This is a genomic window from Lysinibacillus zambalensis (assembly GCF_040183165.1).
Taxonomy (GTDB): domain Bacteria; phylum Bacillota; class Bacilli; order Bacillales_A; family Planococcaceae; genus Lysinibacillus; species Lysinibacillus zambalensis.
In genome coordinates this window covers 430,826-452,475 of sequence record NZ_JBEGDG010000002.1, presented here as the reverse complement: position 1 = coordinate 452,475, position 21,650 = coordinate 430,826, and the positions used below count along the sequence as shown (strand labels likewise).

Sequence of the window (21,650 nt, the reverse complement as noted above, 5' to 3'; positions counted from 1 at the left end):
ATTATAAAATGAATTTATCTAAGCCACAACCTCTAACAATTGAGGGAGGCAAAAAAGCCGTACTATTACTGCATGGATTCACAGGTAGCACAAAAGATGTGAAAAAGCTAGGAGAATTTTTATCAAAACGTGGTTATACGGTTCATGCACCGATTTATAGTGGGCATGGTGTAGAACCAGAAGCATTACTTGAAACAAAACCAGAAGACTGGTGGAATGATGTTGTGGAAGGTTATAACTTCCTAAAGAGTAATGGCTATGAAGAAATCGCGGTAGTAGGAATTTCGCTTGGCGGCGTATTTTCGTTAAAAGTAGCAGAGACATTCCCTGTGAAAGCATGTGTTGCCATGTGTGCACCAATCACACGCGATAACTCAAAAGGATTATTTACACGTTTATATCATTACGCTCGTTTATATAAACATTTTGAAAATAAATCAAAAGATCAAATCATTTCAGAATTACATGAATTACGAATTACACCTAAGGATTCATTAGATGGTGTGACACGTTTAACGACAGAAACACGCGATGATTTATCTACAATCAAAGCACCTACATTAGTATTACAAGGTTCATTAGATGATGAGCTTTATCAAGAAAGTGCACCGTTTATTTTAAATACCGTGGAAACAGACGATAAAGAGATTATTTGGTATGAAAATTCAGGTCATATTATTACATTAGATAAAGAGCGCGAAAAAGTGTATGAGGACGTATATAAGTTTTTAGATCATATAGAGTGGTCTGTAGCAAACTAAGGGGCTGTCAGCAGACAGCTCTTTTAGTTTTGCCTGTTTAATGCTAGGAACTGTACAATTAACAATTCTAAAAGAAAAAACAACTATTGTTTTTCAAATAAAAGCTATGTTAATATAGTGGAATTATAGTGAAAAATCTCTTCATTTAAATTGTTCGCAATAGTTAAATACATCTAAGGAGTTCATCAAAATGCAACAGAAAATACCTTTTTCAACATATGCAGTCATCGGTACGATGCTTTTCGGACTGTATTTTGGAGCAGGGAATCTTATCTTTCCAATTCAGCTTGGACAATTAGCTGGGACTAACTTTTGGCTTGGCTTAATTGGATTTTTAGTAACAGCTATCGGTTTACCTTTTCTAGGTATTTTAGCTATTGGTTTGTCAGGTAGTAACGGTTTGCGTGACTTAGCGAGCCGCGTTCATCCATTATTCGGTATCATCTTTTCATTAGCTCTCTATTTAACGATTGGTCCTTTTTTTGCGATTCCTCGTACAGCGACAGTTCCTTTTGTAGTTGGCTTTGAACCATATATACAAGCTGAACATACAACACTTTTACTCGCTTTATTTAGCTTTGTATTTTTTGCCATCGTTTATTATTTCTCATTGAATCCAGCGAAAATTATGGATTATATCGGAAAATATTTAACACCAGCATTTCTAATTGTGTTATTTATTTTAATTATAATTAGTATTGTAAAACCGATGGGGCATTTCCAACAGCCTCTGGGGGATTATATTGATTCAGCATTTATGACAGGCTTTAAAGAAGGCTATAACACAATGGATGCGTTAGCTTCACTAGCTTTTGGTATTGTCGTCATTAATGCAATTAAAAGCGCAGGAATAACGGAAAGAAAAGAAATTGCTAAAGCAACGTGGAAATCTGGTATTTTTGCCATGGCTTTAATGATGTTAATATACGGTTTAATCACGTATATGGGAGCGTCGAGTGTGGAAGCTGTTGGTACATTTGATAACGGTGGTTTAATTTTTGCCGCAGTGGCAGATCACTATTTTGGATCATTCGGGGCTATTTTATTAGCAGTTATTATTGTCCTTGCTTGTTTAAAGACAAGTATTGGCTTAATCACATCTTGTAGTGAATTTTTCCATGAAGTATTTCCGAAAATTAGCTATAAATGGTTTGTATTAATCTTGTGTGTTATGTCATTTACAATTGCCAACTTCGGATTAACGAATATTATTAAGTTTGCCATTCCAGTGCTGATGTTCCTCTATCCAATAGCAATTGTCTTAATTGTCCTTGCATTATGCTCATCACTATTTAAAAATAAACAACCGGTATATGCGGTTGCTATGATTTTCACAATTTTTATTAGTGTCATTGATGGCTATAAAGCATTAGTAGATAGCATTCCGTCGGCGAAGCTAACTATTTTTGATGCAATTGAGAAAACTTATTCGAACCTTTTACCATTTTACGACATAGGCTTAGGGTGGATATTACCAGCGTTAATTGGGGCATTTATTGGATGCTTATTCCCAGTAAGAAATCATAAAAAGGAATTTTAAATGAGAGAAAGCACGCACAATGAATTTTACATGTGCGTGCTTTCTCTTATGTTGAATCTTAGTAAGCTGTCCAGCCACCATCAACAGCAATTACTTGTCCATTGACAAAACTTGCTTCATCTGAGCCAAGGAAAATAGCAAGCTGAGCAATTTCCTCAGGTTGTCCAGCTCGTGGGTTGATGGCCATACCTAGTGATTGGCGAGCTGCACCTGTTTGGCTCACGTTTGTCATTGTAGAAGCAATGTTTGTTATCACTGCACCTGGAGCGATCCCATTGCAGCGAATATTTTTATCTGCATACATAAATGCTGTGTTTTTTGTTAGCCCAACAACGGCATGCTTAGAAGCAGTGTAAGCAGCTCCAGCACGAGCACCATAGAGACCGCCAGCAGAAATATTATTGACAAATACACCATGTCCTTGAGCAAGGAAAATTTCTGTCGCCATACGCATTGAACGCATAACAGCAGTTGTATTTACCGCGAACACTTTGTCCCAACGCTCATCAGAAACTTCACCAATTGGCTCCATTCCATCCATAATACCCGCATTATTCACTAAAATATCTAATTTGCCATAAGCATTTTTTGTTTCATCAAATAAGCGTTGTAAATCTTCTGTTGATGCAACATTTGTTTGAATGGCGAATGCTGAGCCACCTGCAGCTTTGATGCCTTCGACAACAGCTTGTGCACCTTCTATATTTAAATCAGAAACTACGACCTTTGCTCCCTCTTTCGCATAACCCTCTGCAATAGCTTTACCCATACCTGACGCAGCACCTGTTACGATTGCTACTTTACCTTCTAATCTCATCACAAAAACCTCCTATAAATTATGTTCTTTCACCAGCGTTTGTCCCAGTGATTTCTAGGATATATTATGTTAGATATTGAACATGTGTTCATTAAAATAATATAATAGCTTTGTAAGCGATTTCAATATGCAAAATACTATAAACTGTTCAGTAATCAACATATATAAAAAATCTGTTTAATAAGGGGATAAATTATTTGAGCGCTAACGATTTACGAGTTGTCAAAACGAAGCAAGCATTACATAATGCTTTACTAACATTACTGAGTAAGAAGCCTTTAGAGAACATTACCATTGCAGAAATTTGTCGGATGGCAAAGGTGAATAGAGGTACCTTCTACTTGCACTATGAGCAAAAGGAAGGGCTATTTGAGGAATACTTTCAGGAAATTATGGAGGATTTGAATAATTCCTACGAGGAACCGTACCGTGCAGTAACAACAATGGATAAAAATCAAATAGATCCAAATACTATTCGTATTTTTCATCATATTGAGCGCTTTAAAATGTTTTATCGCATTGTTTTTTCTAAAAATGTACCGCTTACCTACTATTATATGTTATTTGATGGAATTTTCTCTTTGCTAAAAAGGGATATCACAATCCATAATGAAATACATGATGAGATATCCATTGAATATTATAGTGCGTATCAAGCAAATGCAATCATCGGCCTAATCATTCAATGGTATCGCCAAGATTTTGAGGACAGCGTAGGTACCTTAAATAAACAACTTGCTGCTATTTTGCGGATTGGTGAAAAGTATTAAAGGACTCATCGGCAAACCGAGGGAGTGATTTCCGTTCCGACAGCAACAATATAAGAGAAGGTGGTGGCTCGACTCTCACCCACGGGAAAGAGATTGCCTGGAACGGAAAGCACCTTTATTTAAAGTACCGCATCTTAGCAAAGGTATCTTCACTGTTTTATGATTTTATTAAAAAAGCGATGTACTAATGTTGAGTTAGTACATCGCTTTTTTAACAATATTATTGAACAGTAGTGGGGGAAATTTGCTCACTTTTGCTTTTTACTTTTGATCTTTTTAAAGCTATGACGATAGTAGAAATGGCCAATGTTACAGTAATCAATAACTACTTAAATATTCGGGTATCCAAGAATATTACTAAAAGTGAATCAAAACAACCTAATAGTACTACACTAAGTGTGTTAATAACTTTTTATGGAAAAAATAACATTGACAACTATATCGTCAGCTGATATATTCTAAATGTATCAGCTGACGATATATTGTTAGGCGATATAAAAGGGGGATTCGTATGACGCAAGAGCATCCGCCTTTAACAGAGGGCGTTTATTATATTTTATTAGCGTTATTTGATGCTAGGCATGGTTACGGCATCATGCAACTGGTAGAGGAAATGAGTAATGGTCGAGTCCGCCTTGGAGCGGGTACGATTTATGGAGCAATCAAAACATTACTCGAACGAGGATGGATTGAAGCGCTAGGTGGTGACGGTCGAAAAAAGGAATACATCATTACTAAAAGTGGAAAAAAAGTCATTGAATATGAAATTTTGAGATTAAGGGAACTTTTTGACAATGGTATCCGTATAACAAAGGATGATGGAACGAATGGATAAATATCGATTGGTTGTTAACCCTTATGATATTGAGAGATGGGTTAACGATATGGCAAACCAAGGTTGGCATTTGAAAAAGTTTACTTGGATACGTTTTACGTTCGAGCGTGGGGAACCAGGTAGCTATATTTATCGGCATGATGAATTGGAGCGATTTGGTACCTCATATGAAGACGAATACTTAGAATTTCTAAATTCCTCGGGAATTGAACAGGTAGATCGTTCTGGTCATTTCGTATTCTTTAGAAAGTCAGCAAATGATGGTCCTTTTGAACTTTACTCTGATAAGAAAAATAAAATTAGTAAGCTGTCTCAAAAAATTTCAGTGCTACTATCACTCATCCTCCTAAATTTGGTTCTAGCTGTAATTGGACTGAGTGGAATTTTTTCAGCACAGGCAATAGACTGGATTAAATTATCAATGAATATCACTAATATTCTTGTAGTCGTATTATTTTCAATTCCATTATTAAAACTTATGCATGTGCGCCATAAATTAAAGAAGGATTTGGATCTGTATACAGATTAGTATAGGAAATAACTAAAAAGTCTGGTTGTCTATTTGCCAAGCTGGATGAAAAGTTTATAAGAATGGGATGAATATCTGCTTAGAAATTATTTTCCGGGAAATCAGAAAAATTAAATAATTAAACAAAGAAAATGCTACGTTATTACGGCTATTATCAAAGCGCATATTTAACCAAGAGTTCACATCAATTTTGTAAGATTTAGATGGGAGGTGGAATTTTGTGAGAAAAAGAGTGTATCGTTTTTTTCTTGATTATGAAAAGGAAGAAGCATGGGTTAATGATATGGCAGCACAAGGTTGGCATCTAAAGCGTACAATGGTGGGATACTTTATTTTTGAAAAAGGGGAACCTGGTCAATACATATATCGCAATGAACTAGTCAAAGGTAAAAAGCAGGACTACTTTGATTTTTTAGAGACGATGAATATTGAGTTTGTTTCAAAATTTGGAGTATGGGCTTATTACCGAAAAAAGAAATCAGAAGGTCCATTTGAATTATTTTCAGATAGTTCTTCGAAAATAAAATATTTAACATTAATAAGCCGCCTTTTTATTGCTGCAACATTTCTTAATTTATTAATTGGATTTATCAATCTTTATATTTTACTTGGTGAATCAACAGAAATAATCTTAACCACGGGAGTATCATCTATAAATTTTGTAGTCGTAATAATAATGTGTACACAAATTTTGAAGGTTGAAAGACGTAAAAAAGGACTGCAAAGAGAATTACATATATTTGAAGCGTAGGAGGAAAAAGAATGACATTACAATTAGAGCGTGTCACAAAGAAATACAAAGATTTCACAGCAGTCGATAATCTAAACTTTACGATTGAAAAAGGGGAGATTTTTGGCCTGATTGGACAAAACGGAGCTGGTAAAACAACGACGTTCCGAATGATACTAGATTTACAAGAGACAACGGCTGGTACGATCACATGGGATGGCAAACCCGTTAATGCCATTAACCGTGATGTACTTGGCTATTTACCAGAGGAACGAGGCATTTTTCCGACGATGAAGGTAGAGGATCAGCTTTACTTTTTCGGCGAGCTACGTGGCATGAAGAAGTCGGAGTTAAAGAAGGAGATTGATTATTGGATTAATCGATTTGAGCTCGAAGAAAGACGAAAAGATAAGGCTGAAACGTTGTCAAAAGGGAATCAGCAAAAAGTACAACTGATTGCTAGCTTTATTCATAAACCGCAGTTCTTAATACTAGACGAACCATTCAGTGGACTGGATCCTGTGAATAAAGATTTACTGAAAGATGCAATATTACATTTAAAAGAACAGGGCACAACGATTTTGTTCTCTAGTCACCAGATGGATAATGTAGAGGAGCTATGTGATCATCTTTGTCTATTAAAACGTGGAGTCTCTCTATTTTCAGGTAGTTTACTAGATTTAAAGAAACAATACGGAAAAACGAGATTAGCAGTACGTACAGAATGGTCGACAACTCAATTGTTGACACTAGAAGGAGTCAAAGATGTCCGAGTGGAGAAAGAGCAAACTGTGCTTACTCTAGAGGATGAGAGCTATGCACAAAGTATTTTCGAGAAGCTTTCCAATGGTAAATATATAGAAAAATTCAGCTTAGATTATTTATCGTTAGATGAGATCTTTAAAGATAAGGTAGGTGGCAACGTTGTCGAAGTTTAATTTATTAATGAAACAGCTTTACACATCAAAAATAAAATCAAAATCCTTTGTAGTAATGACCGTCATTTATATACTCGGGATGTCCGTTGCAGTTTTCTGGTCAGATATTAAAGAGCTTTTTACAGGTGATGATCAAGCGCAACAAATTGCAATCGTCAATGAAACAACAGCTGATTTAAGTAGTCTCTTTGTATCGAATGGTGATATGGAATTTATACAAAATGAATCGAATATATCGGAGCTAGAGAAAAAGGTCAAAGACGAAAAGCTAGATGCAATCGTTAAAATAACAGATCAAGATGGACAGCTACATGCTGAAATTACCACTTTCACACCGTTGAAATTAAATGATCAAGGTGCGATAAATTCGATATTGCAACTTGCTGGCCAAAATTATGCTGTACAACAGTTATCATTAACACCAGACCAAGCAGCACAAATTATGGATGCCAAAACGATTATTACTGATAAAAACTTAAATACAGAGTCTACAGGTGGTAAAAGCGAAGAAGAAAAACAATCGGGACAATTTGTATCTTATGCAGTAGGTATTTTAATTTATTTCTTTATTTCTACATTCCTATCTATGATTACAACGGAAATTGCGACTGAAAAAGGTTCACGTGCAATGGAGATGCTACTAGTAAGTGTTAAACCAGCTACCCATTTTAAAGCAAAAATTGCTGGTGTATTATTACTCGCATTAACACAGATGGGTATTATTATAGTTGTCTTCCTAATCTATGCGAAATTTGCGAAGAACGGCGTTATTTGGGATATGGCAGCTAGTATCGTTAGTGAATTATCTATTGGTTATGTCATATATGCTGTGCTATTCTTACTATTAACAATTATTCTTTATTTAATTGTTGGCGCACTATTCGGTTCTTTAGTGTCTAAAGTTGAAGAGGCAGGTCAAGTATTAATGCCAGCCATGATGATTACATTAATTGGTTTCTATGTTATGTTATCGGGAATGGGGAATCCGGATACAATGATCATTAAGATATTCTCTTATATTCCATTTACGTCTGGAATGATCATGCCGATGCGTATCGGGGCTACTGATATAGGAGTGATGGTACCACTTTTATCATTAGGTATTTTAATAGCGACAATTATTGTGGCTTACTTATTCAGTATTTCATTCTATAAACGCAGTGTGCTAACTTATAGTTCAGGTGGCGTTATTCAAAAAATTAAGACCGTACTAAAAGTGACAACATGATGGTGAAAGCAGCTACATTTAGTAGCTGCTTTTTTAGTGCAAATATGTAAATACTAGAAAACGATGTAAAGTATTTCGTGGATTCAGTCGAATTTCTGAATGAAACAAGCTATAATTTGTAGTAGAGAGTGAAGTATTGTTTTCTCAAGCAAGGATTGAATCTTTATTAAATAATCACCTATTTAACGCCTTGCCACATAAGAAAATCAACTAGAGCATCTCGAGGGTTTTCCTACATTTAGTGACTCTTATTTTGCAGATGCTTGACTAAAATGAAACTTTTTTAGCTTGGAAACGTATGTAAGTAAAAGAGATAAATCGCAGGGGGTAAAACTTTATGTCTGAATTTGACAACGACCTATTGAAATCAAAGGATCCATTCGCATCAGAAAATCCATTATTACAACCTAATCCATTATTACAGGCGGAGCAAGCACAAAAACCAGTGCTTGTTTCAGAGCAAGAGCTATCACAAATTGCTCAAAATCAACTTGCGCTTAAGCAAGATCCTGAGGTTCATGCATTAGCACAAAAAATTGATGAGAAAGATCAAATTGCTATGCTAGAACTTGGAAAAGAAACAGCGAATGGTATTTCTACCTTTTCAGATAAAATGCTAGCAACGATGAAAACAAGTAAGCTTGAGGAATCAAGTGTATTATTAAATAATTTAAATAGAATTATGGATAAATTTGATCCTCAAGATTTTGCGGAGGAACAAAAAGGAGGCTTCCTTACGAAGCTGTTCAGTAAAGGAAAGGAACAATTAGAAAAGTTTCTATCCAAATATGACAGCATGAATAAAGAAGTTGACGTTATTTTCCGTGAGGTTCAAAAATACGAAGGTGAAATGAAGCGAAATACTATTGATCTTGAGAATTTATATGATCAAAACTTAAACTATTTCCAAACGCTAAGTAAATTTATAGCAGCAATTGAAGTGAAAACAGATGAAGTGCGTTCATCATTACCAGCACTAGAGCAAAAAGCACAAACTGGCGATCAATTAGCAGCAATGGAATATGAAACGATGGTACGTGCCGTTGATTTACTAGAACAACGTCGTTATGATTTAGAAATGGCACAACAAGTATCATTCCAGTCTGCTCCACAAATTCGATTAATGCAGCAAGGTAATAACCATTTAATTGCTAAAATTAACTCTGCATTTGTGACGACAATTCCTATATTCAAGCAAGGGCTTATTCATGCGGTGACGTTAAAGCGCCAAAAACTAATTTCTGATTCAATGAGTGAATTAGACCGTCGTACAAATGAAATGCTTGTCAAAAATGCAGAAAATATTAGTAAAAATAGCGTTAATATCGCACGTGCGGCTGGTAGCCCGAGCATTAAAATCGAAACAATTGAAACAACTTGGCAAACAATTATGTCAGGTATTCAAGAAACGAAGCAAATTCAAGCAGAAACAGCAAGAAATCGTGAGGAAGGCCGTAAACGTATTGAACGTTTACAACTTGAATATGAAAAACTGAAAAAAATGTAAATGTAAAGCTTCTTGCAATCTTATCTTGCAAGAAGTTTTTTTATTTTTTGACAAAATTGAAATTCCTCATTATGATAAAGTAAATGAGAATCATTATCAGAGAAAAGGAAGAGGAAAGATGCTAAACACTGAAATTCGATTATATAAAACAATCAATCATGGAGAAAGAAAAGATGATGAGCAAAATGAATCCAACTTTATTATCTTGTGAGTCTTTAAATGATGGAGCACTTGCGATTAATACGACAGAAAAACTAATGCTCGTAATAAAAAGTCGCTACCATGAATTAACGCATATAGAAGAACTGTTCAATGCCTTGCATATAGATTTAGATGAAAAGCACACAATCTTAGAGCAAGAGAGGAAAATTTTAAAGAAACAAAATTTAGAGCTTGTGGAAGACATGCAAAAAATAAAGAAGCAAAACGCCGTCTTACAAAAAAAGTTAACAGAATATAATTGCGTCGTAGAAGAGCTCAAGGAGATTCGCCGACAAAATACAGAGCTACTAATTGAATTAAGTAAATATACTGCGCTGTCAAAGGAATCATTGTCAGGTCCTTTAAAATGTATGATTCGCGATATGCGAGAGCAAGGTGTCGGTATTAAAGAGATTCATATTCGTATTAAACGTCAAATTAATCCTGATATTAGTTATAGTACGGTGCGCAAATATATTTCTGAGCTTGAATCTGAAATAAAAAAGTAACAATATACATGTCAATTTATTAAAATTGGGCATTTACAGTTTCCACTCAAAGTCCTATAATAAGTCTATTCTTTTAATGGTATAATACGCAAAGTCGTATAGATTCATATGGAGTAGGAGAGTTAGAGGCAATGTCAAATGAGAAAAAAGGAGTTCTAGCAGCATTTTTCGCCTATGCTTTTTGGGGTGCATTTCCGCTTTATTGGAAACTACTTGAACATGTACCGAGTATGGAAATTTTATTATCGCGCGTCATTTGGTCCTTTGTCTTTACGGTACTAGCAGTAATAGTATTTGGAATGCGCAAGGATCTTCTCGCAGACTTAAAATATTTGTGGTCGCACCAAAAGCATTTTTGGCAGCTTGCTGGAGCTTCATTTGTTATTTCGATGAACTGGTATTTATATATTTGGGCAGTTAACCATAATCACTTAATTGAAACGAGCTTAGGCTATTATATTAATCCTTTACTGTCAGTTATTTTAGGGGTTATTTTCTTTAAAGAAGCACTTAATCGTGCGCAATGGGTGGCTACCGGAATTGCCTTTATTGCTGTAATTATTTTAACGATAAATTATGGATCAATCCCATGGGTTGCACTTCTTATTGCTATATCCTTCGCAATTTATGGTGTTCTGAAAAAGAAAATTAAGCTTGATGCGACAAGAGGTCTAGCCATAGAAACGTTATTTATTTTACCGTTTGCATTAGGCTATTATGTTTACCTCTTTACAACGAATCATGCCTCTTTTTTACATGTTGATGTGAAAACAGACATCCTCATGATTGTAAGTGGTATCGTGACAGCAGTACCGTTAATTTTATTTGCGAAAGGTGCACAAAATATTCCACTCTATTTATTAGGCTTTATTCAATACGTATCGCCAACGATTACGTTAGTTATAGGGATCGTACTTTTTAAGGAACCGTTTAGTCAAATAGAGCTTTTGGCATTTAGCATTATTTGGGCTGCCTTACTACTGTTTTCAGGATCGAAAATCATTGAAGTGAGAAGGGCTCATCATAAATCTGCATAATTAAATACACGAATGTTAGTAGTACAAACCTTGCCTTTGGATTGTACTACTGTTTTTGTTTTTAGAAAAGTCCCTGCAATATGAGGGGAGGTAAAGAGCTTTTTGCCATTCAATGTTTCTATAGAATTGGGATAGTATCCTAGCATTTCACACAAATAGAAACTATCAATAGAGATTATTAAAAATGAAGAATGGTCGAGCAGAATGTTGTTTAACTTGTGTTCATCAATCGGGCCAGATTGTGTAGGAAATAAGAAAGTATGAAGAATAAGGAGATCAATTGTTCAATTGTCGAAAACTTACACATAAGTTTTTATATCTTTATTAAAAGGAGATGCCTACAGATAAAACTGGACATTATGTTGAGGGAGCTTCAGATTTATGAGGATTTACAACGAACTTGTAATTTTAAAACAATCGAGCCCGATTAGATAGTATATTTGTGCTAGGACAGAGTTAACAAAATCGTTTTTTTCTTCTGGATATTTGTGTTATTATGGGTCGAGACGTTGATAGCTTTCATTTCTTTCCGAGAGATCCTATTCTACTAAGGATTCTGTTATTTTCCCATCTAGATATTTAATCGCCAGCATCGAATTATCCTGAATGATTCCTGTATCTACGAAACCAAATGAAGCGTATAATGTTTTAGCTATGACATTACTTGTTCGATAAAAGAGGGTTACATATTCTGCTTCTCCATTTGGCATAGTTTCAATATCCATCAACATTTTTTCAAAAGCAAGTTTGCCATATCCTTTCCCTTGGTAACTCATATCAATCATAATATGCCAAATAAAATAGCTCTTCTTCCCGTAAAAAACTTCATTTTCAAATGATTCATGATCCAACGTATAAATATACATCAAAAATCCAACCGCAACTCCATCGGCATAAATGGCAATGGGAGTCGCTGGTATCCCGTCTGCGTTCAACATATGAGCGTCTCAAAAGCTTCTGAGGTTAGTAGTTTGTATAAAATCTTTCTGGTTTTCTCCCACTTCAAGTGCTATTACTTCATCTATGTTATCCCCGGTTATTTTTCGTAATTCAATCATTTTTTTATCTCCTCTCCTATGAAAAGCTATTTTCACACATCCTAAAACATTCCTAATATCATTTCCATAATTCTTAAAATAGGGTATACAAAGTATTCACCAATGCTAATTCTTTTTTTAAAAATTTCTAATCCTTGTTCCGCAAAATGGACTGTTTGTTTAATTTTGTAAATTTAATTGTATCATACCTTCTTACAAATTATAGGAGTATATTGCAAATGATCATGGCGAAAAAGGGTTCGCCTTTTATCCTAACGGAGACCAAGTATACAATGTACAAATTATACTCTTTACCAAAAATTATGAGGGCGGCAAAATATGAACAATGAAAGTAAAGAATTGTATTTCGTAGCAAAAGAAATAAAAGTTTGAAAACGCCACAAAAGCCATCGAAGGTTGTACTATCAACATTTCGTGGCTTTCTTTGTGAACCTTATTTATACATGTTTTTATGCACTTTCTTCAAAAGTAAGGCCTAGCAGTGTTTTAGTGGTATTTGGAGCACTGTTGCACTATCGACTTAAATGAATAAAATTATGCAGATAATATATTACCAATAATAATTAACTAGATGCAGTCTTATTTTTTTCTTAACAGTGTATCCCCAAGAGGGAGTCCAATCACAACAACCAAAACCGTTAGAATTACTAGGGCTTGAAAAATAAAATACGCAACTTGATCGAACATCGTATCTCTCCTTCTTTTTTTATTAATTCGTACCTTATCCTGTAATTATCCAACTCCAATTGAAGAGTCAAATAAAACTTAATAAAGCACAAAAAATCATTTGTGTTTTTATAATATAGTTTACTTCAGTCTAAACGTATGTATGCGTCGTCACTTTTTATATTTTGAAATCTTCAACTATAGGGCGGGATCGATTAATGGAACTTCCTCATATTCAACTTGATACAGATCTATTTTGTTTCTTTCTTTGGTTCATTTGCGTTGTCACTTGTACTGCACGGTGATAATGCTATTGTCAATCCGAGTAAAGGTGTTGATTTACTTTCTAAAACATTTTTCCATCTTCTAATTCAATAATTATTTTTGATTTCGCCGATGTAAATTGAGTGTACCTGACAGAACTTAACTCCCTAAAAAAACATTCCCAAATTATTGATTTTTCAATTTAATACTTTAAGCTTAGAACCGTTTTACTTTTTCAAAAAAAGGAACCATTAGATAATAACCTATCACTTAGTGACAATCAAAACCTTATGTTCTTGGATTAATTGACCCATTTTTACTTCTTAACGATATGAAGCTACTAACATGTAGCATGCATGCCCCGAACAGATAAGGCAAATTGATAGGAATATCGTATAAAATACTTCCCAAAAACTGCCGAAAGATTTCTCCAAAACGCATATGATTGTGATTTTTATCTTCCGATATATCAAAAACCTAACGAAAAGTAATTTTTTTAATATTTTTAATATATTTTATACAATGATAACATTATCAATAAAAGAGGGAACAGCATCACATAAAGACGACATCAAAGAATACCAACACTGGAATGAATTAAATAAATAAACGCGCAGTAACAAGCGAGGAGGAAATGGAATTGACAGATAAAACATATTGGTTAAAGAATGTTCAATTGGAGACCGGCTACCAATATCTAGATGGTACAGTTACAGGTACTGAAACGGAAAGCTTTCACGTTCAAGTTACAGCAGGAAAAATAACAGATATTGTTTCGGTGGACAAGCCCTTAGAAACAATTTTCCCTGTGAAGGACGCAAAAAACTATTTGATGTTGCCTTCCTTTAGAGATATGCATGTACATCTTGACAAAACCTACTATGGCGGACCATGGAAAGCACCCTCCATTCCGATGAAGGGAATTTTCACTCGTCTGGAGGAGGAAGAACTATTGCTTCCAAAACTACTTCCTGTTGCCACAGAAAGGGCTGAAAAGTTACTGAACTTGCTAACTAGTAAAGGGTCAACTCATATTCGTGCACATTGTAATGTCGACCCAGTCATTGGCTTAAAAAATCTTGAGGCAACTGTACGAGCTGTGGAAGCTTATAAAGAAAAAGCTACAGTTGAAATCGTTGCTTTCCCACAACATGGATTATTGCGTAGTGACTCCGTTCAACTTGTTAGAGAAGCCCTGCGCAATGGGGCTTCTCTTGTAGGTGGTGTCGACCCAGCAACCATTGACGGAGATCTTGAAAAATCTTTGCAAACTGTAATGGAGCTTGCTGTTGAAGCAAATGCAGATATTGATCTACATTTACATGATGGTGGTCATCTAGGTATCTTTACCTTTAAACGGCTTGCAGCTCTAACACAAGAAGCTGGATGGCAAGGTAGAGTCACAATTAGTCATGCATTGGCATTTGCAGATATATCACGTGCGGAAGTAAGCGAAGTGGCTGAACTACTAGCCAAACAAGGAATTTCAATTGCATCTTCCGTTCCAATTGGTCATACAATACCAATCCCATTACTTCAAGAGAAAGGTGTCAATGTGTCTCTTGGCGTTGACAGCGTTATGGATCACTGGTCTCCTTTTGGAAAAGGAGACAGCTTAGAAAAGGCAGGAACATTGGCAGAGCGCTTCGGTTTAAGCGATGAACGCTCACTAGGACAAACGCTTCGGTATATTACCGGTGGCATAACCCCGTTAAATAAAGAAGGGGAACTTGCTTGGCCAAAAGTCGGTGACAATGCTGATTTCGTTTTAGTTGATGCAAGTTGTTCAGCTGAAGCAGTTGCAAGGAGAGCAAACAGAAAGGCAGTAGTGTTTGCTGGAAATTTTGTTACAGACAAACTTTCATGATTTACATAAGAAAGGGTAGATAATATGGATAAAACATTTTGGCTAACAAACGCACTAGTAGAGAGTAAATACCAAATAGAAAGCGATATGGTAATCGGCACAAAGACAGATTGCCGCCACCTGTTAATCCAGGATGGGAAAATCGCGAAAATTATCTCTGCTAATGAAACAATTTCAGACGATTTCCCACAAAAGGATGTAAAACAGTTGTTACTTCTACCATCTTTTACCGAAAAACATTGTCATTTAGATAAAACATTGCTTGGTGATGAATGGCGTGCAGTAACGCCAGTTAATCATATTTATGAACGACTCGAAATCGAGAAAAAAATACTCTCTTCTCTAAAAATAACCACGCAAGAACGGGCAGAAAAATTACTGGATATATACTTGAACGCTGGGGTAACACACGTTCGTACCCATGTGGACATATATCCAGAGGTTGGATTAAAAAATTTAGAAGAGGTCCAAAAAGCATTACAAACATTTGAAGGTAAATTATCATATGAAATTGTTGCCTTCCCGCAACACGGTTTGTTACGTACAAAGGCACATGATTTAGTAAGGGAAAGTCTACGTCAGGGAGCAACGTTGGTAGGAGGAGTCGATCCAGCTACAGTTGATGGTAATATCGAAAAATCATTACATGATATGGTTGACCTTGCTATTGAAGGGGGTGCGGGAATCGACCTACATTTACATGATCCGGATCACCTCGGTGTCTATACTATGAAAAGATTGGCAGCATTAACGAAAGAAGCAGGTTTGCAAGGTAAAGTAGCAATCAGTCATGCATTTGGACTTGGGGAAATCTCAAAGGCACATGCAGAAGAAATGGCTGAAATTTTGGCTGATGCAGGTATTTCTATCATTACTAGCGTGCCAATTGGAAGGGAATTTCCACCTATAGGCTTATTGCACAAGAAAGGAGTCCAAGTTTCTGTTGGATGCGATAATATTTTCGATGTCTGGTCCCCATTTGGAAACGGAGACATTTTGGAGCGTGTTAGTCGTTTGGCAGAAATTTCAGGGTGGGCTGATGAACGTTCATTGTCACAAACACTTGGATTTATAACTGACGGGAAAACTACGTTGAACAATGAAGGCAATCAGATTTGGCCAAGAGTCGGAGACGAAGCAAACATTGTCTTTGTTGAAGCCTCTTGCTCTGCAGAGGCTATTGCTAGAAGATCCAATAGAACTGCTACGATGTTTAAAGGTAATGTAGTTGCGGGAGAAATATAGGGAAGAAAATCTTTGGGACTTCTTCTGGAGGACCTACTAAATGTGTAGTTTGTTAGTGGTCTCCCTTTTAGGTGCTTTTGCAATGTTTGATGGCATGCAAATGGGCTATTATTTAATGATAAATAGTGTGATTGTTTTTATTGAGATTTTGGTAACAAATATAGCATCGAAAAATGTGATTCAGTATTAAAGATTGAGGTCAATCTTTTAATTCTACTATAATCGATCAGTGTTCTTTAACATGAAAGGGCCATATAGTTGAATAAATAAATCCCAATTTCTCAATTATGACTTATGAGAGATTGGGATTTTGAATGTTAGAATATCATTGCCCCTGTAAATCCGTGTTTTGCTGATGGTGCCTCGTTAACAGTTTTGTAAAGTTTTGAGCGGTTTTTGATAGATGATGTTCCTTCAGCCATATCAAGCCCGTGGATGCAGAAAGTTCTGTATCTGTAATTTTGAAAGCTTGGATATTGTAGTTTTTGTATTGTTTAATGACGGTTTCCGGAACAATAGCCTCCCCAAAGTTACAAGCAACTAAATCTAATAATAGGGAGATATCAGAGCACTCGGCAATAATATTCGGATGTAGTTGAGCTTTCGCAAATGCTTCCAAAATCATATAATGCACTCCTAATCCTTCTGTACTCGGTAATATCAGCGGGTAGTTTTGAATGTCAGTAAGCATAATCTGATGATTAAAAGGCTGCTTTTTATTTGAAGTAATAAAGTAAAAAGGTTCTGTATAAAGGTGAATAGCTGAAAAATCATCTAACTCGAGGGGTAATCGAATAATCGCCAGCTCTACAATCCTGTCTCTCACTAATTGACAAAGATGAGATGACTCATTTTGTTGAATTGTATATGTAACCTTAGGATATTTTATGTGAAATTGGTGAAGTAAGTCTTGTAATCCGGTTACCGAAAAAGTATTGATACCTATCGTTAGTCTTCCGCTTTCCCCGTTTCCGACTTCTTTTACCTCCATTCTGGCTTCTTCCATTAACTGAGTCATTTGTAGCGCGTACTTATATAAGGCCCTTCCGGCTTCTGTAATTTCTAAAAATTTCCCAGTTCTCTCTATTAATTTCGTTCCTAATTCATTTTCCATTGTTTTCAGTTGCTGGCTTAGCGGAGGCTGGGAGATATGAAGCCTTTCAGCGGCAGCAGAAATTTTTCTTTCTTCTACAATTGCTATAAAATATCGCAGCTGTCTAATATCCATATATGAAAAAACCACCTTCTCATATGAAAAACTTAAGTAATATTAATTATATTAATGTTTTTTATATACTATATTCTAAAATATCATAATTTTAGATGAAAAGAAATTTTCCAAAAGAGCTTTAAACCGTGATGCATATTAAGTAATGGTCTCATTGTTGATCGATCATCGTAATACTTATAGAATTAATATCTTGGTAAAGGGAAAAGGGTTGTTTGCAATATATATCCAATTACTGTTAAACAAAATGATAAAAAGGGTTGTTTTTTTTAAATAAATCACATTAAACATAAGTACCTTTACTTTTTTACCAGCATATAGTAAGATGATGACAAATTAGATAACAATGATAATTTATGAGAGGTGCTTTTGATGAGTGCGGTAGGTTTTAAATAGGAACAACTTAATGAAATAAATTTAAAGACGCCAGGGGATTTATGTCAGTATATCACCCTTTATTTAGTCGTGGATTTATTTCGATACCTATGAAGATACCTACAATACTTTATAAAGCGTGTAATGCACTGACTAAACTTCATGTGGATGAAGTCTTTTTCATGATGCTTTTTACACATGCCTTGTAATGTAAAAGCTGTGGGTTCTCCCGCAGCTTTTTTTGTCTTTTTAACTGAATATAAAAATCATTGCTATCTAATGAGTAGGTATCTTCATGAATGATTCTAGAAAATCATAGTGAGGAGACATTAACAATGAATCATACTACTTTTGAGAAGTTACAATACAATGAATTGAAGGATATCGTTAAATCATACTGTGTCAGTGGATTAGGTAAACAGTTATTAGATAAATTAACACCGAGCCCAAATTTGACAGTTGTTAAAAATCGTTTGAATGAAACGACTGAGGCACGAGCAATTTTAGATGCGGAAGGTCATGTCCCGTTTTTAGGGGTATCCAATATTGACAATACTATTCAAAAGCTTGAAAAGGGGATCATTTTAGACCCAAGTGAATTAGTTAGCATCTCAGATTTTTTAAGAGGCTGTAGAAAAATTAAAAAATTTATGCTGGAAAAGGAGTTTTTTGCACCCGTACTTGCATCCTATGCTAATTCGATGTCTGAATTTAAAAGTGTGGAAGAGGAGATAAATTTTGCGATTAAAGCAAATCGTGTCGATTCAGCTGCTAGTAGAGAATTAAAGCGTATCCGAAATCATATCGAAACAACAGAGGAAAAAATTAAAGACCGTTTAACTAAATTTTTGAATAGCAGTGCAAATAAAACATATATCCAGGAATTTTTTATAAGTAAGAAGGATGATCGATACACGATTCCTATTAAGGCTTCTTATAAAAACCATGTGCAAGGAACGATAGTAGAGATTTCATCAAAAGGTGCTACGGTCTTTATGGAGCCAAGTGTTGTCTCTAAATTAAATGTGGAATTGGCCACTTTGAAGGCAGAGGAAGCGGTGGAGGAATATCAGATTTTGGCGACATTATCGGGGCTCCTGATGGAACATATCCGTGAAATCAACATCAACATGGAGTTAATTAGCCAATATGATATGGTGTTTGCTAAAGCCAAGTTTAGCAAGCATATTGGAGGTGTTGAGCCAAGCTTAAACGATGTTGGCTATATAAAGCTCGTCAATTGTAAGCATCCACTGTTAACAGGTGAGGCGGTGCCACTTCATTTCGAAATTGGTAAAGACTATCGTAGCCTAATCATTACAGGGCCGAATGCTGGCGGAAAAACAGTTGTCCTAAAAACCATTGGCTTATTAACATTGGCTACAATGTCAGGCTTCCATATTGTTGCAGATAAAGGGACTGAAATAGCTATATTCGATCATGTTTTTGTAGACATTGGTGATAATCAAAGTATTGAAAATGCACTTAGTACGTTTTCATCCCATATGAAAAACCTTTCGGATATTATGAGGGCATCCAATAATAATACTCTTTTGCTGTTTGATGAAATAGGTAGCGGTACGGAACCAAATGAAGGAGCAGCGCTGGCCATTTCCATCTTGGAGGAGTTCTATCATATGGGCTGTATTACAGTGGCAACTACTCATTATGGAGAAATTAAGCGTTTCTCTGAAATGCATAGTGATTTTATGAATGCGGCTATGCGTTTTAATAGTGAAACATTGGAACCGTTGTATAAATTAATGATCGGAACATCTGGAGAGAGTAATGCTCTATGGATTTCTAAGAAAATGAATATACGTGAAACAGTATTACAAAGAGCTAAAGGCTATATTGACAGTAAGGATTATCATTTAAAACGCGTAAGTGACAGTAAAATACGGAAGCCAAAGATTGAAAATGTGAGGACAACAGGAAAGTATGGATTTAAAAAGGGAGATCGAGTAAATCTGTTAGATCATGATGACGTTGGAATCGTTTATGAAGAAATGGATAATTTCTTTAATGTTGCCGTGTTCTATGAAGGAGAATTCATAAAAGTAAATGTTAAACGCTTGGCATTAGAACTACCAGCAACAGAATTATACCCAGAAGGATACGATGTAGAGACATTGTTTGTGGACTATAAAGATCGGAAGCTTCAGCATGATATAGAGCGCGGTTCGAAAAAAGCCCTTCGCAAAATACAGAAGGAAATTAGAAATAATAAATTGAGCTAAAAAATAGGGATTGCACATATATCAAAGTGTAATCCCTAAATATTTATTGAACCGAATTTATTTGTGCTTTAATTGAAAAATAAGTTTCTTCAATTTTTTGTTTATAAGGTAGATCGATTAAATCTTGAGAATCCGTATAAGCCATTTTGGCGATTTCGTAGGCAGTTGTTAATTCACCGAAATGTGCATAGCAAAGCGCTTTATAGGAAAAACACTCATTTAAGCTTAATATGTCAAATGGATGTAAGATGAATGGGGGAACATTTGTGAAATGTTCAAATGCTTCCTTAGCTTCTTCATATTGACCCAGCAAATACAAGGATTTCCCTTTTTCTGAATAGTAAAAGTTTTTATCTAGTTTTATTGAGCCCTCATGCATAAGTATTCCAAAACGTTCTATTTCCTCTAGTGCCTGCTTATAATCGTGAGTGTAACTGTTATAGTAATGTGCACGTAATCCAAATATAAAAGCGTCGACATCCACTTGTTCGACAAAAATCCGATACTGCTCAAGCTTCTTCAGCATATGCTCTACTTGCTCAAAATCATGGTCAATCATGGCACAAAAAGCCCCAATACGATACATATCATCTATATAAGAGTAAAATTGATTTTTATGTGCATCGGTAATGGTCTCATAAATGAGCTGTTTTCCTTCTTCATATTCACCAATTGCTAACTGAAAAACGCTAATATAGTAAGCCATTTTCACAGTATCTCGCGAATCTAATTGGTAATTTTCCTGCTCAGCCTCTTCTTTTGCCTGCAAAATACAAGAATAAGCCATTTTGTAGTTTCTTTCTTCCGATAATATGCCCAACTCTAATATATAAGTTTCAAACCAATGGCTTAGTAAATTAATTTCTTTAAACATAATGCGTGCTTGTTGAAGCGGTGATGCCCATGTCGTTAATCTCGCATGATGTTGTGCTGCTGCATATATATACAGTAAACGCCCTGCCTCATAACTAAGCGAAAGATCTTCTATATAAGGCTTAATCATCTCTACGATTTGCTGTACATTATTTGTATTACCAAGTTTTAATTCAGCAAATAAAATTTCCACCTGCTCTAAAAGTTGACGTATGGAAGAGGGGGTTACTTGTTCAAGTAATTCACTTGCTTTGACGCCTAAACGTTCCGCTATATAATCAAGACTTTCCATCGAAGGCTTGGCCTTATCATTTTCAATTTGGCTTAACATGCCCTTTGTTAGACGATCACCGGCAAGTGCCTCTAATGTTAATTTTTGTTCCTTCCTTAATTTACGAATTCGCGTGCCTAAAGAGTCCATTGCCGCGCCTC

20 protein-coding genes are annotated in these 21,650 nt (G+C 35.4%); 16 read left to right on the top strand and 4 right to left on the bottom strand.

The features are described from left to right. The first annotated feature begins 8 nt into the window (after positions 1-8). Entirely contained in the window at positions 9-761 is a 753-nt protein-coding gene (locus tag ABNX05_RS05215; protein ID WP_349658755.1) for an alpha/beta hydrolase, read from the top strand. 190 nt (positions 762-951) lie between these two features. Next, entirely contained in the window at positions 952-2,301 is a 1,350-nt protein-coding gene (brnQ, locus tag ABNX05_RS05210; protein ID WP_349658754.1) for a branched-chain amino acid transport system II carrier protein, read from the top strand. A 58-nt stretch (positions 2,302-2,359) separates the two neighbouring features. Here brnQ and ABNX05_RS05205 read toward each other — a convergent pair whose 3' ends face one another. Further along, on the bottom strand, positions 2,360-3,118 hold the full coding sequence (locus ABNX05_RS05205; RefSeq protein ID WP_349658753.1) for an SDR family oxidoreductase: 759 nt from the start codon (positions 3,116-3,118) through the stop codon (positions 2,360-2,362). A 197-nt stretch (positions 3,119-3,315) separates the two neighbouring features. Between ABNX05_RS05205 and ABNX05_RS05200 the strand changes: the two genes are divergently transcribed. From ABNX05_RS05200 to rarD, 9 genes are all read left to right on the top strand, one after another. Further along, positions 3,316-3,888 carry a TetR/AcrR family transcriptional regulator gene (locus ABNX05_RS05200; protein WP_349658752.1) on the top strand — a complete coding sequence of 191 codons (573 nt, stop codon included), beginning with the start codon at positions 3,316-3,318 and terminating at the stop codon, positions 3,886-3,888. 511 nt (positions 3,889-4,399) lie between these two features. After that, the gene (locus ABNX05_RS05195; protein WP_349658751.1) at positions 4,400-4,723 is read left to right on the top strand and encodes a PadR family transcriptional regulator; all 324 of its coding nucleotides are present in this window, start codon (positions 4,400-4,402) and stop codon (positions 4,721-4,723) included. Next, positions 4,716-5,252 (top strand): DUF2812 domain-containing protein, encoded by a 537-nt coding sequence (locus ABNX05_RS05190; RefSeq protein ID WP_349658750.1) that lies wholly within the window; start codon positions 4,716-4,718, stop codon positions 5,250-5,252. Before ABNX05_RS05195 ends, ABNX05_RS05190 begins: the two co-directional genes overlap by 8 nt. A gap of 220 nt (positions 5,253-5,472) precedes the next feature. Beyond that, positions 5,473-6,003: a DUF2812 domain-containing protein gene (locus ABNX05_RS05185; RefSeq protein ID WP_349658749.1), complete on the top strand. Its 531-nt coding sequence runs from the start codon at positions 5,473-5,475 to the stop codon at positions 6,001-6,003. Positions 6,004-6,014: 11 nt separating this feature from the next. Then, positions 6,015-6,920 (top strand): ABC transporter ATP-binding protein, encoded by a 906-nt coding sequence (locus ABNX05_RS05180; RefSeq protein ID WP_197144072.1) that lies wholly within the window; start codon positions 6,015-6,017, stop codon positions 6,918-6,920. Next, positions 6,907-8,148 (top strand): ABC transporter permease, encoded by a 1,242-nt coding sequence (locus ABNX05_RS05175; protein WP_349658748.1) that lies wholly within the window; start codon positions 6,907-6,909, stop codon positions 8,146-8,148. Before ABNX05_RS05180 ends, ABNX05_RS05175 begins: the two co-directional genes overlap by 14 nt. A gap of 337 nt (positions 8,149-8,485) precedes the next feature. Beyond that, a complete protein-coding gene (locus ABNX05_RS05170) occupies positions 8,486-9,655 on the top strand; it encodes a toxic anion resistance protein (RefSeq protein WP_349658747.1) in 1,170 nt (389 codons plus the stop codon). Positions 9,656-9,828: 173 nt separating this feature from the next. Next, on the top strand, positions 9,829-10,365 hold the full coding sequence (locus ABNX05_RS05165) for a hypothetical protein (RefSeq protein WP_349658746.1): 537 nt from the start codon (positions 9,829-9,831) through the stop codon (positions 10,363-10,365). A 131-nt stretch (positions 10,366-10,496) separates the two neighbouring features. Next, complete coding sequence (gene rarD, locus ABNX05_RS05160; protein ID WP_349658745.1) at positions 10,497-11,402, top strand: EamA family transporter RarD; 906 nt, start codon at positions 10,497-10,499, stop codon at positions 11,400-11,402. 539 nt (positions 11,403-11,941) lie between these two features. Here the strand turns inward: rarD and ABNX05_RS05155 are convergent. After that, positions 11,942-12,340 (bottom strand): GNAT family N-acetyltransferase, encoded by a 399-nt coding sequence (locus ABNX05_RS05155; RefSeq protein ID WP_349658744.1) that lies wholly within the window; start codon positions 12,338-12,340, stop codon positions 11,942-11,944. Between the two features lie 1,026 nt (positions 12,341-13,366). Here ABNX05_RS05155 and ABNX05_RS05150 point away from each other — a divergent pair. From ABNX05_RS05150 to ABNX05_RS05135, 4 genes are all read left to right on the top strand, one after another. Continuing rightward, positions 13,367-13,504 (top strand): hypothetical protein, encoded by a 138-nt coding sequence (locus tag ABNX05_RS05150; RefSeq protein WP_349658743.1) that lies wholly within the window; start codon positions 13,367-13,369, stop codon positions 13,502-13,504. Positions 13,505-14,024: 520 nt separating this feature from the next. Then, positions 14,025-15,257, top strand: a complete 1,233-nt coding sequence (locus ABNX05_RS05145) for an amidohydrolase (RefSeq protein ID WP_432760121.1) — start codon at positions 14,025-14,027, stop codon at positions 15,255-15,257. A 24-nt stretch (positions 15,258-15,281) separates the two neighbouring features. Further along, entirely contained in the window at positions 15,282-16,502 is a 1,221-nt protein-coding gene (locus ABNX05_RS05140; protein WP_349658741.1) for an amidohydrolase, read from the top strand. Between the two features lie 40 nt (positions 16,503-16,542). After that, the gene (locus ABNX05_RS05135) at positions 16,543-16,692 is read left to right on the top strand and encodes a hypothetical protein (protein ID WP_349658740.1); all 150 of its coding nucleotides are present in this window, start codon (positions 16,543-16,545) and stop codon (positions 16,690-16,692) included. A 135-nt stretch (positions 16,693-16,827) separates the two neighbouring features. Here the strand turns inward: ABNX05_RS05135 and ABNX05_RS05130 are convergent, their stop codons facing one another. Then, a complete protein-coding gene (locus tag ABNX05_RS05130) occupies positions 16,828-17,730 on the bottom strand; it encodes a LysR family transcriptional regulator (protein ID WP_349658739.1) in 903 nt (300 codons plus the stop codon). 710 nt (positions 17,731-18,440) lie between these two features. Between ABNX05_RS05130 and ABNX05_RS05125 the strand changes: the two genes are divergently transcribed. Beyond that, complete coding sequence (locus ABNX05_RS05125; protein WP_349658738.1) at positions 18,441-20,345, top strand: endonuclease MutS2; 1,905 nt, start codon at positions 18,441-18,443, stop codon at positions 20,343-20,345. A gap of 43 nt (positions 20,346-20,388) precedes the next feature. Here the strand turns inward: ABNX05_RS05125 and ABNX05_RS05120 are convergent, their stop codons facing one another. Continuing rightward, positions 20,389-21,639 (bottom strand): helix-turn-helix domain-containing protein, encoded by a 1,251-nt coding sequence (locus ABNX05_RS05120; RefSeq protein ID WP_349658737.1) that lies wholly within the window; start codon positions 21,637-21,639, stop codon positions 20,389-20,391. Positions 21,640-21,650 lie beyond the last annotated feature (11 nt).

Excerpts from the sequence above, each read along its gene's own strand:
- ABNX05_RS05215 (WP_349658755.1), top strand. The coding sequence starts at position 9 with ATGAATTTATCTAAGCCACAACCTCTAACAATTGAGGGAGGCAAAAAA.
- brnQ (WP_349658754.1), top strand. The coding sequence starts at position 952 with ATGCAACAGAAAATACCTTTTTCAACATATGCAGTCATCGGTACGATG.
- ABNX05_RS05205 (WP_349658753.1), bottom strand. The coding sequence starts at position 3,118 with ATGAGATTAGAAGGTAAAGTAGCAATCGTAACAGGTGCTGCGTCAGGT.
- ABNX05_RS05195 (WP_349658751.1), top strand. The coding sequence starts at position 4,400 with ATGACGCAAGAGCATCCGCCTTTAACAGAGGGCGTTTATTATATTTTA.
- ABNX05_RS05190 (WP_349658750.1), top strand. The coding sequence starts at position 4,716 with ATGGATAAATATCGATTGGTTGTTAACCCTTATGATATTGAGAGATGG.
- ABNX05_RS05180 (WP_197144072.1), top strand. The coding sequence starts at position 6,015 with ATGACATTACAATTAGAGCGTGTCACAAAGAAATACAAAGATTTCACA.
- ABNX05_RS05170 (WP_349658747.1), top strand. The coding sequence starts at position 8,486 with ATGTCTGAATTTGACAACGACCTATTGAAATCAAAGGATCCATTCGCA.
- ABNX05_RS05165 (WP_349658746.1), top strand. The coding sequence starts at position 9,829 with ATGATGAGCAAAATGAATCCAACTTTATTATCTTGTGAGTCTTTAAAT.
- rarD (WP_349658745.1), top strand. The coding sequence starts at position 10,497 with ATGTCAAATGAGAAAAAAGGAGTTCTAGCAGCATTTTTCGCCTATGCT.
- ABNX05_RS05155 (WP_349658744.1), bottom strand. The coding sequence starts at position 12,340 with ATGTTGAACGCAGACGGGATACCAGCGACTCCCATTGCCATTTATGCC.
- ABNX05_RS05145 (WP_432760121.1), top strand. The coding sequence starts at position 14,025 with ATGGAATTGACAGATAAAACATATTGGTTAAAGAATGTTCAATTGGAG.
- ABNX05_RS05140 (WP_349658741.1), top strand. The coding sequence starts at position 15,282 with ATGGATAAAACATTTTGGCTAACAAACGCACTAGTAGAGAGTAAATAC.
- ABNX05_RS05135 (WP_349658740.1), top strand. The coding sequence starts at position 16,543 with ATGTGTAGTTTGTTAGTGGTCTCCCTTTTAGGTGCTTTTGCAATGTTT.
- ABNX05_RS05130 (WP_349658739.1), bottom strand. The coding sequence starts at position 17,730 with ATGGATATTAGACAGCTGCGATATTTTATAGCAATTGTAGAAGAAAGA.
- ABNX05_RS05125 (WP_349658738.1), top strand. The coding sequence starts at position 18,441 with ATGAATCATACTACTTTTGAGAAGTTACAATACAATGAATTGAAGGAT.
- ABNX05_RS05120 (WP_349658737.1), bottom strand. The coding sequence starts at position 21,639 with ATGGACTCTTTAGGCACGCGAATTCGTAAATTAAGGAAGGAACAAAAA.